The organism is Gordonia sp. 11cp, from assembly GCF_057767225.1.
Genome location: NZ_CM173437.1, coordinates 1477269 through 1494137 on the forward strand (window position 1 = coordinate 1477269; position 16869 = coordinate 1494137).

At 67.4% G+C, this 16869-nt stretch carries 14 protein-coding genes; 2 read left to right on the plus strand and 12 right to left on the minus strand.

The genetic code is table 11. From position 1 onward, the window contains the following. Positions 1-36 precede the first annotated feature (36 nt). Together AC3B6C_RS06475 and dinB are read right to left on the minus strand one after the other, a co-directional pair. Positions 37-1509: a CitMHS family transporter gene (locus AC3B6C_RS06475; protein WP_010843891.1), complete on the minus strand. Its 1473-nt coding sequence runs from the start codon at positions 1507-1509 to the stop codon at positions 37-39. Between the two features lie 191 nt (positions 1510-1700). After that, a complete protein-coding gene (gene dinB, locus AC3B6C_RS06480; protein WP_488375434.1) occupies positions 1701-2909 on the minus strand; it encodes a DNA polymerase IV in 1209 nt (402 codons plus the stop codon). A gap of 129 nt (positions 2910-3038) precedes the next feature. Between dinB and AC3B6C_RS06485 the strand changes: the two genes are divergently transcribed. After that, positions 3039-4760, plus strand: coding sequence for a CocE/NonD family hydrolase (locus AC3B6C_RS06485; RefSeq protein ID WP_488375436.1), 1722 nt, complete (start codon positions 3039-3041; stop codon positions 4758-4760). Between the two features lie 108 nt (positions 4761-4868). Here the strand turns inward: AC3B6C_RS06485 and AC3B6C_RS06490 are convergent, their stop codons facing one another. The 4 genes from AC3B6C_RS06490 to AC3B6C_RS06505 form a co-directional block, all read right to left on the minus strand. Continuing rightward, the gene (locus AC3B6C_RS06490; protein ID WP_488375438.1) at positions 4869-6209 is read right to left on the minus strand and encodes a carboxylesterase family protein; all 1341 of its coding nucleotides are present in this window, start codon (positions 6207-6209) and stop codon (positions 4869-4871) included. Positions 6210-6333: 124 nt separating this feature from the next. Then, on the minus strand, positions 6334-7161 hold the full coding sequence (locus AC3B6C_RS06495) for an alpha/beta hydrolase (protein ID WP_488375439.1): 828 nt from the start codon (positions 7159-7161) through the stop codon (positions 6334-6336). A gap of 36 nt (positions 7162-7197) precedes the next feature. Beyond that, a complete protein-coding gene (locus AC3B6C_RS06500) occupies positions 7198-8034 on the minus strand; it encodes an alpha/beta fold hydrolase (protein ID WP_488375440.1) in 837 nt (278 codons plus the stop codon). 130 nt (positions 8035-8164) lie between these two features. Further along, positions 8165-9004, minus strand: coding sequence for a helix-turn-helix transcriptional regulator (locus AC3B6C_RS06505; protein ID WP_488375441.1), 840 nt, complete (start codon positions 9002-9004; stop codon positions 8165-8167). A 140-nt stretch (positions 9005-9144) separates the two neighbouring features. On the opposite strand from AC3B6C_RS06505, the gene AC3B6C_RS06510 reads away from it, so the two are divergent. Continuing rightward, complete coding sequence (locus AC3B6C_RS06510) at positions 9145-9876, plus strand: SDR family oxidoreductase (protein WP_488375442.1); 732 nt, start codon at positions 9145-9147, stop codon at positions 9874-9876. A gap of 120 nt (positions 9877-9996) precedes the next feature. On the opposite strand, the gene AC3B6C_RS06515 is transcribed toward AC3B6C_RS06510, so the two are convergent. The 6 genes from AC3B6C_RS06515 to AC3B6C_RS06540 form a co-directional block, all read right to left on the minus strand. After that, positions 9997-12714 carry a fumarate reductase/succinate dehydrogenase flavoprotein subunit gene (locus tag AC3B6C_RS06515; protein WP_488375443.1) on the minus strand — a complete coding sequence of 906 codons (2718 nt, stop codon included), beginning with the start codon at positions 12712-12714 and terminating at the stop codon, positions 9997-9999. Between the two features lie 7 nt (positions 12715-12721). After that, positions 12722-13492, minus strand: coding sequence for an ABC transporter ATP-binding protein (locus tag AC3B6C_RS06520; RefSeq protein WP_488375444.1), 771 nt, complete (start codon positions 13490-13492; stop codon positions 12722-12724). Beyond that, positions 13489-14346 carry an ABC transporter permease gene (locus AC3B6C_RS06525; RefSeq protein ID WP_488375445.1) on the minus strand — a complete coding sequence of 286 codons (858 nt, stop codon included), beginning with the start codon at positions 14344-14346 and terminating at the stop codon, positions 13489-13491. Before AC3B6C_RS06525 ends, AC3B6C_RS06520 begins: the two co-directional genes overlap by 4 nt. Next, complete coding sequence (locus tag AC3B6C_RS06530; RefSeq protein WP_488375446.1) at positions 14343-15782, minus strand: ABC transporter substrate-binding protein; 1440 nt, start codon at positions 15780-15782, stop codon at positions 14343-14345. Before AC3B6C_RS06530 ends, AC3B6C_RS06525 begins: the two co-directional genes overlap by 4 nt. 108 nt (positions 15783-15890) lie before the next feature. Further along, positions 15891-16118: a 4Fe-4S dicluster domain-containing protein gene (locus AC3B6C_RS06535; RefSeq protein ID WP_010843879.1), complete on the minus strand. Its 228-nt coding sequence runs from the start codon at positions 16116-16118 to the stop codon at positions 15891-15893. Next, entirely contained in the window at positions 16115-16858 is a 744-nt protein-coding gene (locus AC3B6C_RS06540) for a GntR family transcriptional regulator (protein ID WP_051129833.1), read from the minus strand. Before AC3B6C_RS06540 ends, AC3B6C_RS06535 begins: the two co-directional genes overlap by 4 nt. Positions 16859-16869 lie beyond the last annotated feature (11 nt).

Sequence of the window (16869 nt, forward strand, 5' to 3'; positions counted from 1 at the left end):
CGGCTTCGAGAGGGACCGGCGTCGCCGCGACGTCGATCAGAACGGGATGGCCCCGACCAGGACGCCGACTGCGAGCATCACCAGGGAGACGACCGTGGCGCGCCACAGGACCTTCTTGTGGTGGTCGGCAAGGGAGACCCCGGCCAGCGCGACCAGCAGCAGGATGGCCGGGACGAGCGGGCTCTGCATGTGCACGGTCTGGCCGGTGATCGAGGCGCGAGCCATCTCCGTGGGGTCGATGCCGTAGCGGGTCGCGGTCTCCGACAGCACCGGCAGCACTCCGTAGTAGAAGGCGTCGTTGCTCATCAGGAAGGTGAGCGGGATCGAGAGCACGCCGATCACGATGGCCATGTGGGGGCCCATCCAGTCGGGGATGCCGTCGGCGAGCCAGTGCGCGATGGCGTCGACCATTCCGGTGCCGTTGAAGACCCCGGTGAGCACGGCGGCGGCGAGGACCATGGCGACCACCGACACGATGCTGGAACTGTGCCGGGTGATGGCCTCCTGCTGCTGCTTGACGTGCGGGAAGTTGATGGCCAGGGCGATCCCGGCGAAGATCATGAACAGCACGGGGATCGCGATGATGTCGGCGCCGAGGATGGCCAGCAGAGCCACGGTGAGGCCCGCGTTCACCCAGAAGAGCTTGGGGCGCAGGGTTTCCCGGTTGGGATCGAGGACGCCCGAGAAGGACGCATCGCGGTCGTCGTCACTCGGGTTCGCGACGGTGGCGCTCAGGTCGTGATCGCCGGTGGGGGCGTCGTCGTAAGCGGCTGAGCCGGTCCCGGCCGAACCCGAACCGCGTGCACGACGACTCCGGGGCGGCAATCCGGTCCCACCGCCGGCGGCGACGAGCACCTCCTCCTTCGGTGCGAGGATCGAGTCCCTGATCTGCAGCTTGCCGATGCGGCGGCGTTCCAGCACACCGAGGTGATAGGCGAAGAGCAGCACGACGACCAGAGCGGCCACCAGCGCGGGGACCATCGGGACGAAGACGTCGTTGGTGTCGATGTTCAGCGCACTCGCGGCGCGGGCGGTGGGTCCGCCCCACGGGAGGATGTTCATCGTGCCGTTGGTGAGTCCGGCCACGACGGTGAGGACGACCGGGCTGACACCGAGCTTGAGGTACAGCGGCAGCAGTGCGGCCGTCGTGATGATGAAGGTCGTCGAACCGTCGCCGTCGAGGGATACGACACCGGCGAGCACCGCGGTGCCGACCACCAGCCGCGCCGGGTCGTCGTGCACGGCGCGGACGACCGCCCGGACCACCGGGTCGAAGAGGCCGACGTCGATCATGATCCCGAAGAAGATGATCGCGAAGAACAGCATCGCAGCCGTCGGGGCGAGGTCTTTGATGCCGTCGGTGATCATGTCGCTGATGCCGAGGCCGGCACCGGCGAAGAGGCCGAAGGCGACGGGGACGAGGATCAGCGCCACCACGGGCGTCGCCCGCTTGGTGATGATCAGCACCATGAAGGTGGCGACCATCCCGAGGCCGAGTGCTACCAACATTGTCTTACTCGATTCTTCAAGCGGATGTGAGGACGACCACATCGGTGGTCACATCAGAAGTGTTGGCGTTACCGGCATCACAGTCACGCTTGAGCGCATAAGTATCGTTTTGCGCTTTTCGCGCACCCGAGGATTTCCGGGAAATTCGTAGCGCGGATGCGCTGATAGCGCGCATTCTCGCTACGAAATCCTCAGTCGGGCAACATCGGTGCGTCGTCGCCGTGGGTCCGTCCGATGAGCACCGCGCGGGTGACGGAGTCGCGACCGAACCGCTCCTTCAGCAGATCCATCGTCGCGTCGAGCTCTTCGGCGTGGTCGGTGTCGAAGGGCAGGGTCAACTGGATGTTGTCGTGGTCGTCCAGGTTGGTCAGCGAAAGTCCGACGAGGGTGCACCCCCGTTCGCGGATGATCGGCATGGCATCGGCGAGGAGACCGCGCGCCGACGCCATGATGAGGTCGGTGCGGTCGGTGGACTCGAGCAACGTGCGGGACCGGGTGGCCCGGGTGAAGTCGTCGAAGCGCAGCCGCAGCACCACCGTCCGGCAGACCCGCTCGGCCGTTCGGAGTCGTTTGCCCAGCCGCTCGACGATCGCGGTGATCGTCGCCTCGAGGTCGGCCTCGGATTTCGGGCGCCGACCGAGCGCGCGCTGCGAACCGATCGAGCTGCGCCTCTTGCCGGTCTCGACCCGCCGCGGGTCTTGCGCGAGCGACAACGCGAAGAGGTGTCTACCGGAACCTGAACCGACGATGCCGCGCAACGATCGCTCCCCGAGGGCGGCCAGTTGACCCACCGTCTCGACGCCCGCATCGTGCAGTTTGGCCTCGGTGACCGGTCCGACGCCCCACAGCCGGCGGACCGGGAGCGGATGCAGGAAGTCGAGCTCGGTACCCGGTTCGACGATGAGGAGGCCGTCGGGTTTGCCGACGGCGCTGGCGACCTTGGCGAGGAACTTGCTGCGCGCACCGCCGACCGTGATCGGCAGTCCCACCTCCTCCCGGACGCGCCGCCGGATCGTCGCCGCCACCTCGTGCGGCGTTCCGCTGATGCGACCGAGACCGCCGACATCGAGGAACGCCTCGTCGACCGAGATCCCCTCCACCACCGGAGTCGTGTCGTGGAAGATGTCGAAGACCTCGCGACTGGCCTCCATGTAGGCCTCGAATCGCGGGGACACCACCACTGCGTCGGGGCACAGTGCGCGCGCCTCGTGGCCGGGCATCGGCGATCGCACGCCGCGCGCCTTGGCCTCATAGCTCGCCGCGAGGACGACTCCCCCGCCGACGAGGACGGGTCGCCCCCGCAGTGCCGGGTCGTCCCGCTGCTCGACCGACGCGTAGAACGAGTCGAGATCGGCGTGCAGGATCGACGCGTCTCGCCGCTCCCGACGCTCGATGTGCATAGAACACATGTTCGCATGCGGGTAGGACATGCACCAGGACCCGATCCCCCCTGCGCGGACCCGCCCCCGGCAACCGAAACCCCCGTACGGTGAGGGACGTTTCGCGCGCAGAGAATGCCAGGAGAATCCATGGTCCCGACACCGCCGTTCTTGCCTCACACACCGTCGGATGCCGCCGCGCTCGACCGCCCATGGCGCCGCCCCGGTGCGGCGCGGTACGCGTTGACGCGTATTCGAGGAGCCCTCCGTCCGCCGGTCGAGGTGTACACGCCCGATCCGGACTCGATGGTCATCGAGCGGGACTCCGAGGTGCTCACTCGCGACGGCACCGTCCTGCGGGTCAACGTCCACCGTCCGGTGGGTGACGGTCCGTTTCCGGTGATTCTCAGTGCTCACCCGTACGGCAAGGACAATCTCCCGACCCCGAAGCGGTTCGGCACGGGTCACACGCTGCCGTTCCAGTACCGCGCCCTGCGGCAGACCGCACCCGTGCGCTTCTCCTCGCTGACCAGCTGGGAGTCCCCCGATCCGGCGTTCTGGACCGCGCAGGGTTACGTCGTCGTGAACGCGGATCTGCGTGGCTGCGGCCACTCCGACGGCATCGGCAGCCCCTTTGCCGGCCAAGAGGGCGAGGACGTCCACGACCTGGTCGAGTGGGCGGCCGTGCAGCCGTGGAGCACCGGGCGGGTCGCCATGCTGGGTGTCTCCTACCTCGCGATCACCCAGTGGGAGGCGGCAGCGACACGACCACCACATCTCGTCGCGATCGTGCCCTGGGAGGGCTTCACCGACGCGTACCGGGATCTGATGCGCCCCGGCGGCATTCGGGAAACAGGCTTCATCAAGATGTGGAGTCGGGGGGTGAAGACCAACCGTCTCGCGTACGACATCAGCACCGAGACCGCCGAACATCCCCTGCGTGATGACTACTGGCGTTCGCTCGTGCCCGACCTCGCCGCCATCGAGGTACCCGCCCTGGTCTGCGGCAGTTTCTCCGACAACAACCTGCACAGCCGCGGATCGATGCGCGGCTTCGAGAAGATCTCGTCGATCGAGAAGCATCTCTACACCCACCGCGGCGGCAAGTGGGCGACGTTCTACTCCGCGGAATCGCAGCGAGCCCAGATCGACTTCCTCGCACGACATCTGGGAGAGGACTCCACCGCGCCGCAATTGCCGGCGGTCCGACTCGAGGTGCGCGAGAGCCGGGACGCGGTGGTCGACGTCCGCGACGAGAGCCGGTGGCCGCCGGCCTCGACGCAGTGGACCTCGCTGTTCGTCGGCTCCGAAGGGCTCACATCCGATGAGCCCGACGCCGGTTCGATCTCCTTCGATCCAGCGAAAACCGCTGTGCGCTTCGGTATCACGTTCGGCGCCGACACCGAGATCTGCGGGCCGGCGGCGCTGCGCCTGTTCGTCTCCGTCACCGACGCCGACGACGTCGACCTGTTCGTCGGACTCGAGAAGTGGCGTGGCACAGAGTACGTTCCGTTCGAGGGTTCCTACGGCTTCGGCCGTGACCGGATCACCACCGGCTGGCTGCGCGCGTCCCTGCGCGAGCTCGACCCCGCCCTGTCCACGCCCCACGCACCCGTCCCCACCTACGAACGCCGCCAACCCCTCGAGCCGGGCGAGATCGTGCAGGTCGACATCCCACTCGGCCCGTCCGCCACTGCATTCCGGCACGGCGAACAATTACGGTTGGTCATCGCCGGCCGTTGGTTGTGGCCGCGAAACCCGCTCACCGGCAATGCACCCGCGGCTTATGAAAGCGGTTCCCGTGGGCGGGCCACCGTGCACTGGGGACCGGACGCCCCGTCCCGGCTACTCGTGCCGGTCACCAGGGGGTGAGCGAGGATCGAACCGGCCGGCCGTTGATCTCGAAACCCAGGAGGGTGAAGAACTCCCGGTCGCCGGGGTGTCGGTGGTGTTGACGACGTCGCTCCGAGATGCCGCAGGTCACGGGAACCGGATCAGACCGGGCACGTCGCCCGGTGAGGTCCACCCGTTCCGGGCGAAATCGGCCCAGATCCGGCGGAGCTGCCGACCGTCTCGCTCAGCCCGGTCGGCTTCGTGTCCGGCCAGGATGGGAGCCCCTGCCCAGATCTCCGGACTTCCGAACAGCAACGGGATGTCGACGGTGTGCACCGCGCGGAGTGGGTGATCGTCGGCACCCCAGTCGATGACGTACTGGGCGGCCTTACCACCGGCCCGCCGGTGTCGCCGAGCGAAGCGATCGGCCGCAGACGTGTAGATGGCACTCGTCAGTTGATGAACGAGGCACTCGTACAGGCGGGAACCGACCACCGGCACCGCGGGCAACGACGACACCCCACCGATGGCAGCGGTGAAGAACCCGGCCTCACGGCTGTTCCAACCGATCAAGACCTCGACATCCCGGGCACGCTCCGCCCACACCGCGTCCACCTCGCTCTCAGGCGGCAGCGGATGATGACCGTACTGTGGCCCGAAAGACATGAACGCCGGTAGTCCGTGTCGCAGAATCGCTTTCGGAGCCATCATCGAATCCTGAACGGCGAGGACCTCCTCGACCGTGGCGGATTCCGACACCGTGTGCGACGCGGCGAACATGTCGGCATGCAACCGCTCGCGTCGGCGGGTGATGCCGAGCGGCGCGCTCTGGATGATGGCGCGGTGGAACAGACCCGGCACACCGTCGGCCGCCATCAGCTGCGCGATCGCGTCCCCGCCCGCCGATTCGCCGAACACGGTGACCGCGTCGGGATTTCCGCCGAATGACGAGATGTTCCGCTGCACCCAACGCAGCGCCTCGATCATGTCGAGCACGCCGAGATTCGCAGGGCGCGTGACGCCGTCGCCGAGGAAACCGAACAGACCGAGGCGATAGGTCACCGACACCACGATCACCCGCTGCTCGGCGACCAGCGCCGCCGGGTCGTGGCAGGGAGCGTCGGCGGCGCCGATGATGTAGGACCCGCCGTGTATCCAGACCATCACCGGGAGCAGCTCGTCAGGTCCCCGATCCACCGGCACCGTGACCGACACGTACTGCGCGTGCTCGTCGCCGACCATCTCGCCCAACGCGGCGTCGCCGAAGGTGTTGTGGACGATCCCCTCACCGTCGCGCTGCGGGCATGCCGGAGACCACGACGTCGCGTCGATCGGCGCGACGGCCGGTGGCTCCGGGGACGGTTGCTCGAAGCGCGTCGCATGCGCGTAGCGAATACCCGTGGCGCGGAGGACCTGTCCGTCCACACGAGCCATGATCGTCCCGGCGGGGCACTCAAAGGTCGGACTCGTCAGGGGTGGCTCAGTCATACCGGTGAGCCCTCATGGGTTCGCTGTCTGCGGACGTCGCGCGTGGCACGGGATCCACGCTACATGCGGTCGGCGACCATCACAGGTGAGCCGAGCATGGTCGCCCGGCCGGGCCCGGGACCACTCAACTCGGCAACGCCGCCCGCCCGGAGTGCTCCTCGGCCCACCGGAGCGCATGGTCGGCGACCTTCTCCCACCCCGGCTCACCGCAGGTCCAGTGTGATCGTCCGGGGAACTCGTGATACTCCGTCACCGCCTTCGACCGACGGTACTTCTTCGCGTTCGACTTGTTGACCGCCGGCGGCATGATGTGGTCGGCCCCGCCGGCGATGAACAGCAGCGGTGCACGGTCGTCGCGCCGGTAGTCCACCCAGGTCTCCTGATGTCCCGGTGTGAGGTTCGCGAATACGCCGTACTTCCACACCCACGACCCGGGGGCGGCTATCGCGTACCGGTCGTACACCGCGCGCGAATGCTCGTCGCTCAGTGTGTTGGTGAACGCGTAGTGCCACTCCGCGGGTGTGAATCCGGCGGCCTTGTGCCGGTTCGAGAAGCGCTTGAGGATCGGGAGCAGCGATCGCACTTGTGAGAGCGGTTGCGCGCGTACACCTTCGGTCGGCGCCGAGTCGATCACCACGGCGGCCGCGCCCAGACCGCGCGCGACCAGCAGCTGCGTGAGGACGCCTCCGAAGGAGTGGCCCATGATGATCGGCGGCGTCGGCAGCGCACGGATGATCTCGGTGAGATGGTCGACGGTCGCGGGCACGGTGAGGTTCGCGATCACATCGGAGTTCTCGCGCAGCGCCTCGACCTCCACCTCGAAGCCGGGATAAGCGGGCGCGATGACCCGATACCCCTTGTCCTGGTAGTAGGTGATCCACTCCTCCCAGGACCGGGGCGTGACCCACAGGCCGTGGATGAGGACGATGGTGTCGGGGGACGGTGTGGTCATGTGTTGTCTCCGTTTGTCGATGGTCGGGGTGTGGGCTCAGCGGGCGGTGTAGGTGTCGAGGAAGGTGAGCAGATCGTCGTTGAGCTCGTCCTTGTGCGTGTCGGTGATCCCGTGTGGCGCACCGGGGTAGACCTTCAGTTCGGCGCCCGCGATCTGGGCGGCGGACGCCTTGCCGCCCACCTCGAACGGCACCACCTGATCGTCGTCACCATGGATGACGAGGGCAGGCACGTCCACGGTGTCGAGGTCGGCGCGGAAGTCGGTGGCCGAGAACGCGGCGATGCTCTCGTAGGCGTTGTGGGCGCCGGCCTGCAGGCCCTGCCGCCAGAAGGCGTCGCGCATCCCCTGTGACGGATTCTGACCGGGGCGGTTGTTGCCGAAGAACGGCCCGTCGGCGAGATCCCGGTACGTCTGCGAACGATCGGCGGTCGACGCCGAACGGATGCCGTCGAACACCTCGATCGGAACCCCGCCGGGATTGTCGTCGGTCTTCAGCATGAACGGGGGCACCGCGGAGACCAGCACCAGTTGCGCCACCCGATCGGTCCCGTGCCGCCCGATGTAGCGCGTGACCTCGCCACCACCGGTGGAGAATCCGACGAGCGTGAGCTCCTCCAGATCGAGGTGCCGGATCAGTTCCGCGAGATCATCGGCATACGTGTCCATCTCGTTGCCGGACCAGGTCTGTGACGACCGTCCGTGCCCGCGTCGATCGTGTGCGATGGCCCGATATCCGTTCTGCGCCAGGAAGAGCTGTTGCGACTCCCAGCTGTCGGAGTTCAGCGGCCACCCGTGGCTGAGAACGACCGGGCGTCCGGCACCCCAGTCCTTGTAGTAGATCTCGGTTCCGTCGAGTGTGGTGACGTACGGCATGGCCCCTCCGAGTCCTCCGGTGTCGATGTGGGATCACCGTAGGAGCAAACCGGTTCGCGAAACGTGTCGAGGGTGCACTGTTCTGTGCTGTCCGTGACGCGGCACGGTCGTGGAGGCGGCCGGCGATGCGCTAGTCGGACGCGGCTCCGACGCCGGTCGGCCCCGGATGCAGGGCTCCGATCCGCAGCGTCAACAATCTGCTCTCGCTCACCGATCCTGGTTCTGGCTGGTAGACGATGAGTTGCCGGCCCGGCGCGCTCATCACGGCAAAGGCGTGGAAGCTCACGGTGATGTCGCCGACCCTCTCGTGCCTGAGGGTCTTGACCTCGGCGGTCTTGGGCGCAACGTCGTACTGCTCCCACAACCGGTCGAACTCGTCGTCCGTCCGCAGTTCCTCGATGAGCGCGGCCCGCTCCTGGGGTGACGGGTGCTGGTGCATCGTCGCCCGGAGCGATGCGACACTCGACTGCGCCGACCGGTCCCAGTCCGCGAAGAAGCGTCGTCCGGCCGGATCGAGGAAGACGTTTCGGGCATAGTTCCGGTTGTCGCGGAACGAACTGAAGAGCGCCTCGGCCAGCGGGTTGAGCCGTGTCATGTTCAGCAGCGGATCGAGTATGAAAGCTGCGGAGTCATCCCACGAATCCATCATGCGCGTGAGCGCCTGATCGAGATGGGTCGTCGTCGACACCGGGAGCGGGGCGAGTCCTGCGAGTAGCCGCAGGTGATTGCCTTGATGTCCGGTCAATCTCAGCGCCCGTGTCAGCGCGGTCACCACCTGCTCGGAGGGATGCTGCTCACGTCCCTGTTCCAACCGCGTGTAGTAGTCGGTGCTCATTCCCGCCATCTCGGCGACTTCTTCACGCCGCAGACCAGGTACCCGACGCGTGGTGTGGGTGGGCAGGGCGTAATCCTGCGGGGCCGCGGCAGTACGTCGAGCGCGCAAGAAGGCTCCGAGATCGTCATCAGCCATACGCGCCATCCTAGCGAGCCGTGCACGGGCCACCGGCGCCGTTGTTGCAGGTCGCCTGCGTGGGTGCAGTACACCCAGGCACGCACCGCCCGGATGTTCCTACGGTGACAACCACATCCGGAATTCGAAGGAGAGAACGTATGACAGATCCGAAGAACATTGTGATCACCGGCGCCAGCAGCGGCATCGGCGCAGCCACCGCAGCACGACTTGCCGCCGATGGCCATCGGGTGTTCCTGGGCGCCCGGCGCACCGACCGGCTGGAGCAACTGGTGAAATCGATTGCTGCGCAGGGAGGTGTCGCGTCCTTTCGGGAACTCGACGTCACCGACGCATCCGATGTGCAGGGCTTCGTCGACACGGCGGGAGCCGAGTTCGGGAGGATCGATGCCTTGATCAACAACGCGGGGGTCATGCCCCTGTCCCCACTCGCCGCGTTGAAGATCGATGAGTGGGATCGCATGATCGACGTCAACATCCGCGGCGTCCTCCATGGGATCGCCGCAGCGCTACCGGTGATGCAGGAGCAGGGCGGCGGGCACATCGTCAACATCGCCTCCGTCGGCGCCTGGGAGGTGCCTCCGACATCGGCGGTCTACAGCGCCACCAAGTTCGCTGTGCGGGCGATCACCGATGGTCTGCGAATCGAGACCGACGGCACCATACGCGTCAGCCTGGTGTCTCCCGGTGTCACCGAATCGGAATTGGCCGAGTCGATCTCGGACGCTGACGCACGCGAGTCGATGAAGGCCTACCGCGCCGTGGCGCTACCGGCGTCGGCAATCGCAGACGCCATCGCCTACGCGATCTCGCAACCACCGGAGGTCGACGTGAACTCGATCGTCGTGCGACCTGCCGGCAGCCCGCAGTAGCCCTCGCGATGTCGCCCTGTCGACTGCGCTCACGGCTATCACCCGTGAACTCACGACCGTGAGTTCAGGACCGACGAGCATGACCTCACGTTTGTGAACTCAGTCCGGGCGGGCAGTAACTCAGTGCGGGACGAACGAACTCGCGAGGCTCCGCCGTACCGCGGCGCGCACGTCGGCGTCGGGATCGTCCGCGGCGGATTCTAGGATTCGCCGGACGTTGGGATCGTCACCCCAGTCCGCGAGGGTGAGGGCAGCGGCACGCCGGACGTCGTTGTGAACGTCCGCGAGAGCTGCGTCCAGGGCCTGGACCGTCGTCTCGTCCCTCGCGACCGACAACCCGCGCGCCGCGCCGACGCGCACCTGCCACGCGGTCTCCCGCAACGCCCGGACCAGGATCGGGCCGTCGGCGGCGCCGTCACCGACCACCGCCATCGCCGAGAAGGCCGCAGCCCGCACGAGCGGATCGCGGTCGGCACCGAGCCGACGCACGGCCTCCGCACCACCGGCACCGACCGTCGCCAGTCCCTCGGCCACCGCGATGCGGACCTCACGATCGGGATCCGATGCCAGGCCGGCGATCAGGCCGGACTCGTCGCGCGACACCAGCGCCCGGATGGCCTCGATGCGCACTCGGTGGTGGGGATCTCCGGTTGCGGTGACGAACAGGTCGACACGGTCGGCGCGCACGGCGCGGAGCAGGTCGATGACGGTCGCCCGGACGACCGGGTCGGTCGATTCCACGTGACCGGCGAGGGCCGACACGAACTCCACCGTCGGATCGATGATCTCCACCAGTTCCCGCAGACCCTGCGTGGCCGCGCCCCGGACGGACCCCACGGAATCCGACAGCGCCCCGACGACGGCCATCTCGAATCCGTCCGGTGTGTTCTCGGTCAGCATCGCGATCGCGGTCCGGCGGACGGTCGGGTCCGAGTCTTCCAGGTAGGGATCGAGGTCCGACGCGTGTGTCACCGACGTCCCGAGCAGCTCGACGATCCGAGGCGAACCCGGTGCGGCCGGTTCTGCGTCCCGCGGAGAAACACGGACCGGGCTCTCGACACCGCGGTACCCCGGCCCCGTCGACACGACCGGCTGTTCGATCGCGATCACCCTACGGTCGGTGGGCGGGATGTGGTCCAGGCCCTCGACCCCGACCAGGAACGGCTCCACCGGCCGTCCGAGGAACTCCATCGTGCCGTCTGCCGCCTTGCGGACGTTCAGGTGGTAACCCCACTCGTCGTCCCGGCGCTCGGGTAGATCGGCGCGCTCGTGATAGAGGCCCCAGCGACTCTCGGTGCGCGTCAACGAACTCCGCGCGGCCAGTTCGGCGCAATCGCGGATGAACGACACCTCCGCGCATCGCATCAGCTCGTGCGGGGTCCGCCCGCCCATCTCCTCGATCTCGGTGCGCATGCGCTCGAAGGTCTCGATGGCGATGGCCAGCTTGTTCGACGTCTTCGGCGGCGCCACATAGTCGTTGACGAAGCGGCGCAGCTTGTACTCCACTTGCGGTTGCGGAGGCCCATCCGGATGGGTGAGCGGCCGGTAGATGAGCTCGTGGGCCTCTCGCAGCTGGTCCATCGGCAGTTCCGCGGGCGCTGTCAGGTCGCGAGCGGTGTCACTGGCGTGTTGACCGGTGAGTTCGCCGTACACGAACGCGCCGATCATGTAATTGTGTGGCACGCAGGCGAGGTCACCCGCCGCGTACAGGCCGTCGACGGTGGTGCGCCCGTGTTCGTCCACCCAGACCCCCGATGCGGAGTGTCCGCTGCACAGGCCGATCTCGGAGATGTGCATCTCGATGTCGTGGGTCCGGTAGTCGTGTCCGCGGTTGCTGTGGAACGTTCCCCGCGTGGGCCGCTCGGTGGTGTGCAGGATCGACTCGAGGGAGTCCAGCGTCTCGTCGGGAAGGTGACTCACCTTGAGGTAGATGGGACCCCGGGCGGATTCGATCTCCGATTTCACCTCCGCCATCATGTCGCCGGACCAGTAGTCGGAGTCGACGAAACGCTCACCCTCGGCGTTCACCTGGTATCCGCCGAACGGGTTCGCCACGTAGGCACATGCGGGACCGTTGTAATCCTTGATCAGCGGGTTGATCTGGAAGCACTCGATACCACTGAGCTCGGCGCCGGCGTGGTAGGCCATCGAGTATCCGTCCCCGGCGTTCGTCGGGTTCTCGTAGGTGCCATAGAGGTAGCCGGACGCGGGCAGGCCCAACCGGCCGCACGGTCCCGTCGCAAGGATCACCGTCTTCGCGCCGATCTCCACGAATTCGCCGGTCCGCGTGTGCAATGCGGCCGCACCCACCGCACGGCCGTTCGCCGTCAGGACCCGCACGGGCATCAGCCGGTTCTCGATGGTGATCTTCTCGCGCATGTCGCGCTTGCGCAGGACCCGGTAGAGCGCCTTCTTCACGTCCTTGCCTTCGGGCATCGGCAACACATACGCCCCTGACCGGTGTACCCGCCGGACCGCGTACTCCCCGTACTCGTCCTTCTCGAACTTCACGCCATAGCGTTCCAGCCGCCCGATCATCGCGAAACCGCGAGTGGCCGTCTGATACACCGTCTTCTGGTTCACGATGCCGTCGTTCGCCCGGGTGATCTCGGCGACGTAATCCTCAGGCGTCGCCTTACCGGGGATGACGGCGTTGTTCACCCCGTCCATTCCCATCGCGAGCGCCCCGGAGTGGCGGACGTGCGCCTTGTCCAGCAGCAGAACGGTTGCGCCGTTCTCGGCGGCGGTGAGGGCGGCCATCGTCCCGGCCGTGCCGCCGCCGATGACCAGCACGTCGCAGTCGAGTCGAGTGCGATCGTCGATGTCTGGGATGTCCACGGCTGGTTCACTTCTCCAATGCTTCGAGGATGGTGCGGCGTAACCGCAGTGTCACGTCGTCGCCCCGCCGCCGCGGGTCGCGTGGGTGCGGGATGTCGACGAGAGCGCGGACAGGTTCGCCTGCGCGGCCGAGCACGACCACCCGGTCACCCAGGAGCAGCGCTTCGTCCACGTCGTGGGTCACGAACACGACGGTCGAGGGGTGACCTGACAGGGTGTGCAGCAGCAGTTCCTGCATGGAGGTCCGTGTCTGCGCGTCGAGAGCGCCGAAGGGCTCGTCCATCAGAACCGCTCTCGGCGACCCGGCGAGACCGCGGGCGAGCTGGACCCGCTGACGCATCCCGCCGGACAACGACTTCGGCAGGTGGTCGCCGAAGCCGTCCAGGCCGATCTCGGCGATCCACTGCTCGGCCTGTTCCCGGCGCTGCTGCCGCGGAACACCGCGTAACGTCAAGGCCAACATGATGTTCCCTCGCACAGTCCGCCAGGGATGCAGGGCGTCGTCCTGGAACACCATGGCCCGATCCCGAGACGTGGTCGAAACCGGATCGCCGTCGGCCAGGATGCGTCCACCCCGAACCGGCAGCAGGCCCGCGATCGCACGCAGGAGCGTGGACTTTCCGCACCCTGACGGCCCGGTCAGAACGACGATCTCGCCGGCGCCCACGACGAGGTCGAGGCCCTCGATCACCGTCGACTCGCCGTACCCGATGCGGATGTCGGCGAGGTCGAGCCGCATCGCGCTGGCCGAGTCCCGTCTCGTCGTCGCAGTGCTCATCGTTGCTCCTGCCCTCGCGGCAGCCACCGGGTGACCCGCCGGCCGAACAGCTCGATCAGCCCGGACGTCAGGGCGCCGAGCACCCCGATGGTCAGCATCCCGACGAACACCTGCGGGTAGTCGACCACTGTGTACGCCTGCCAGGTGCGGTATCCGACGCCGAACCGGCCCGAGATCATCTCGGCGGAGATGAGGCAGATCCAGGCGACGCCGACGCCGACGGACAGTCCGCTGAACACGCCCGGGGCGATGCCGGGCAGGATCACCCGGATCACGACGTCTCGACGCGTGCCGCCCATCGTCCGGACCGAGTCCTCCCAGATCGTGGGCAGCGCCCGGACGGCATGCCGGGTCGCGACGAGGATGGGGAAGAACGCCGCCGCGAAGGTGATGAAGACCATGCCGGCCTCGTCGGTCGGCAACACCAGGATCGCGACCGGAACCAGCGCGATCGCCGGGATCGGGCGGAGAACCTCGGTGAGTGTGCCCGCCGTGAGTCTGGCCGCCCTGGAGCGTCCGAGAGCGATGCCCACCGGGATGCCGACGAGGACCGCCAGCGCGAATCCCGTACCGATCCTGATCAGTGACTGCCCGAGATCCAGGTAGTACTGGCCGGTGCCGAGAGCGCCCCAGAACGCGTGGGCGACATCGGTGAGTGAGGGAATGGTGTCGAACCTGGCCCACAGGACCACATCGTGGGTCGTCAGCAGCTGCCAGAGAACCCCGGCCGTCACCAGGACCAGTAGTCGTACTCCCCACTGCCAGAGGCGATTCGATCCGTCGCGGGACCGTGCTGTCGCCTCGCCGGAAACCACGTCGTCGACGGGAAGCCGGGCGACCGTCGCGGTGGTCATGACGCGACCTCGGCGAGTGCCTGCTCATAGGTCACGTCGACGGCACCGGGATGCGTCGCCCGATACTGCCGCGCGCTGTCCAGGGTGGTGAACGCGACGTACCGGTTGCCCTCCCGCAGCCAGACCGCCTTGTCGGCGAACCAGCGGGTCCCCAGCTGCGGGTCGGAGATGTAGGCGGCCCTGACTTCCTGCCCTTGTCGCCGAGCCCGATCGACCGCACGCAGCAAGCAGGTCGGGTCGGCGGCGGGCTGGGTCCGCTCCTGCCCGCGCAGCCAGATCTCACCGGCGGTGGCCGGGTCGACCTCCACCTCGCAGACCGGGTCGTCGCCACGGATGACGGAGGCGTTGCCGGTGCGATTCACCGCTTCCGAGTAGTCCGCGCCGGCCGCGGAGAAGGTCTCCTGCAACGGCCCGGGTTCGACGAAGGTGTCCAGGTCGATCTCGTGGGGGAAGCTGCCGATCGATTTCAGGTAGGGAACATCGTTTCGCAGTGCCTCGACGAGGTTCGGCTTGATACCGGGGTTGAAATCCGTTCCGCCCGGGCCGTTGTACAGGTAGACGACCTCGGCCGGCAGCCCACTGTTCTCCGCGACGAGCTGGGCCGCGGCGAGCGGGTCGCGGGTCAGGGACTCGGTCGAATCGAGCTGCGCCCGCATGAATGCCGCGACCACATCGGGATTCTCCCGCGCGTAGGCAGATCTCGCGACCACTCCGTGCAGCGTCGGGACACCGAGCTGAGCACCGTCGTAGAGCAAGCGGGCCTTGTCCTGGAAGACCAGCAGACCGGGCCAGGCCACGAACTGGGCGACGGCATCCACCTTGCCCGACTCCAGCGCCGACGCCCCGACCTGGGGTTGCTGGTTCTGCACCTGCACGCCGGTCGTGGGGTCGATTCCCGCACGGTCGAGAGCCTGCACGAGAGTCCCGTGACCCGCCGATCCGACGCTGGCCGAGATCGACTTCCCGCGCAGCTCGGCGATCGTCGTGGCCGGCGAATCCGGCGGTACCACAACCATGTTCAACGAACCCCGCGCGCTGGACCCCGTGACCGACAACATCTCGGTTCGGGTCGCCTCCTCGGCACCGGCCCGGGACCCGTTGATCAGCAACGGATAATCACCCATCGATCCGATGTCGATCTTGCCCGCGACCATCCCGGTCGTGATCGGCGCGCCGGTGTCGTAGTCCTGCCACTCGACCGTGTACTTCTGGCCGGTTCGCTCGGTGACCTCGGCGAGCCGCTTCTCGAACTGGCCCTCCGCGCGGAGGAGGGTGCCCGCCGTCACGGTGTTGATCGTCTTCGACTGGTAGCCGACGACGACCCGGACCGCGTCGGAATCACCGGTGTCCTCCAGCGAACAGGCCGCACTGCCAAGAGCAACAGCGAGGGTGACGGTGATCGCCGCCAGTTGTCGGGATCGGAGACGTGTTCTCATCGGGTGTCCTTCGGGCTGGGACCGGGGATGGAGGAAGTGCAGGACAGATGACGGCATGGGCCATTGCCGCCGGTTGCGTTGTGGCGCCGGCGGTGTGGGCGGGAGAACTCAGCGGAGGAGGTAGGGCATGTTGACGGTGACCGCACCCGTCGGGCACCGGACCGCACACGGGCCGCAGTACCAGCACTCGTCGACATGCATGAAGGCCTTGCCCGATTCCGGGTTGATGGCCAGCGAATCCAGTGGACAGACCTCGACGCAGAGGGTGCAACCCTCGATGCACAGGGATTCGTCGATGGTGACCGGTACGTCGACCCGGTTGTTGACCTGGCTCATGATCCGGCCACCTCACGCCGAGCGGTGCTCCGCAGGCAGACACGGTCGCTACGCATCCGGATGTACTCGAGGTCGACGGGCCGGCTCTCGTGAGCGAGGTGGGTCAGTCGTTCGAGGAGCAGAAGCGAAGTCCCCGAACCGATCTCCAGGTGTGCGGCCGAGTGCGGATCGGCGTCGACCGCCTCGACCGTCATCGTCGCGTGTCCGAGCGGTCCGCCGGAGATCTGCTCGAGCAGCGTGAACACGTCGTTGTTCTCGAGGTCGTGCTCGAGCAGCGGGATCCCGAGGTCCGGCACGAGGTAGGTGATGTCCAGGCTGATCGGCTCGTCGTCGAGGTAGCGGAGCCGTTCGATGTAGACGGCCTGCGCATCGTCGAGTTGCAATCGCCTCGCCACCGCGCGCGGGGCGTCGACGAGGGTGGCGATCTTGACCGTGTTGCGTACCTCGCCGTGCATGCGGAACGTCTCCTTCAATCCCTGCAGCGCATCGAGACCGTGGTCGAGCTTTCGGGCCACCACATGGGTGCCGACCCGGGGCGCGCGCTCGATCAGTCGCTCTTCCGTGAGGATCGCGAGCGCATCCCGGATGGTGTTGCGGGAGACATTGAAGTCGGCGATGAGTGCGCGTTCGTCCAGCGAGTCGGCGAGGTCGCCGTCGTGGATCTGGCGCCGGAGGACGTCGGCGACCATACGGGCGTTGTCCGCCCGAAGCCGTCCGGCTGCTGTGGTCCTGAGCTGCATGGATGGCACGA

What these genes read in the sequence shown, in the direction of transcription:
- AC3B6C_RS06475 (WP_010843891.1), bottom strand. Translation starts at nt 1,509, where the DNA reads ATGTTGGTAGCACTCGGCCTCGGGATGGTCGCCACCTTCATGGTGCTG.
- dinB (WP_488375434.1), bottom strand. Translation starts at nt 2,909, where the DNA reads ATGCACATCGAGCGTCGGGAGCGGCGAGACGCGTCGATCCTGCACGCC.
- AC3B6C_RS06485 (WP_488375436.1), top strand. Translation starts at nt 3,039, where the DNA reads ATGGTCCCGACACCGCCGTTCTTGCCTCACACACCGTCGGATGCCGCC.
- AC3B6C_RS06490 (WP_488375438.1), bottom strand. Translation starts at nt 6,209, where the DNA reads ATGACTGAGCCACCCCTGACGAGTCCGACCTTTGAGTGCCCCGCCGGG.
- AC3B6C_RS06495 (WP_488375439.1), bottom strand. Translation starts at nt 7,161, where the DNA reads ATGACCACACCGTCCCCCGACACCATCGTCCTCATCCACGGCCTGTGG.
- AC3B6C_RS06500 (WP_488375440.1), bottom strand. Translation starts at nt 8,034, where the DNA reads ATGCCGTACGTCACCACACTCGACGGAACCGAGATCTACTACAAGGAC.
- AC3B6C_RS06505 (WP_488375441.1), bottom strand. Translation starts at nt 9,004, where the DNA reads ATGGCTGATGACGATCTCGGAGCCTTCTTGCGCGCTCGACGTACTGCC.
- AC3B6C_RS06510 (WP_488375442.1), top strand. Translation starts at nt 9,145, where the DNA reads ATGACAGATCCGAAGAACATTGTGATCACCGGCGCCAGCAGCGGCATC.
- AC3B6C_RS06520 (WP_488375444.1), bottom strand. Translation starts at nt 13,492, where the DNA reads ATGAGCACTGCGACGACGAGACGGGACTCGGCCAGCGCGATGCGGCTC.
- AC3B6C_RS06525 (WP_488375445.1), bottom strand. Translation starts at nt 14,346, where the DNA reads ATGACCACCGCGACGGTCGCCCGGCTTCCCGTCGACGACGTGGTTTCC.
- AC3B6C_RS06530 (WP_488375446.1), bottom strand. Translation starts at nt 15,782, where the DNA reads ATGAGAACACGTCTCCGATCCCGACAACTGGCGGCGATCACCGTCACC.
- AC3B6C_RS06535 (WP_010843879.1), bottom strand. Translation starts at nt 16,118, where the DNA reads ATGAGCCAGGTCAACAACCGGGTCGACGTACCGGTCACCATCGACGAA.
- AC3B6C_RS06540 (WP_051129833.1), bottom strand. Translation starts at nt 16,858, where the DNA reads ATGCAGCTCAGGACCACAGCAGCCGGACGGCTTCGGGCGGACAACGCC.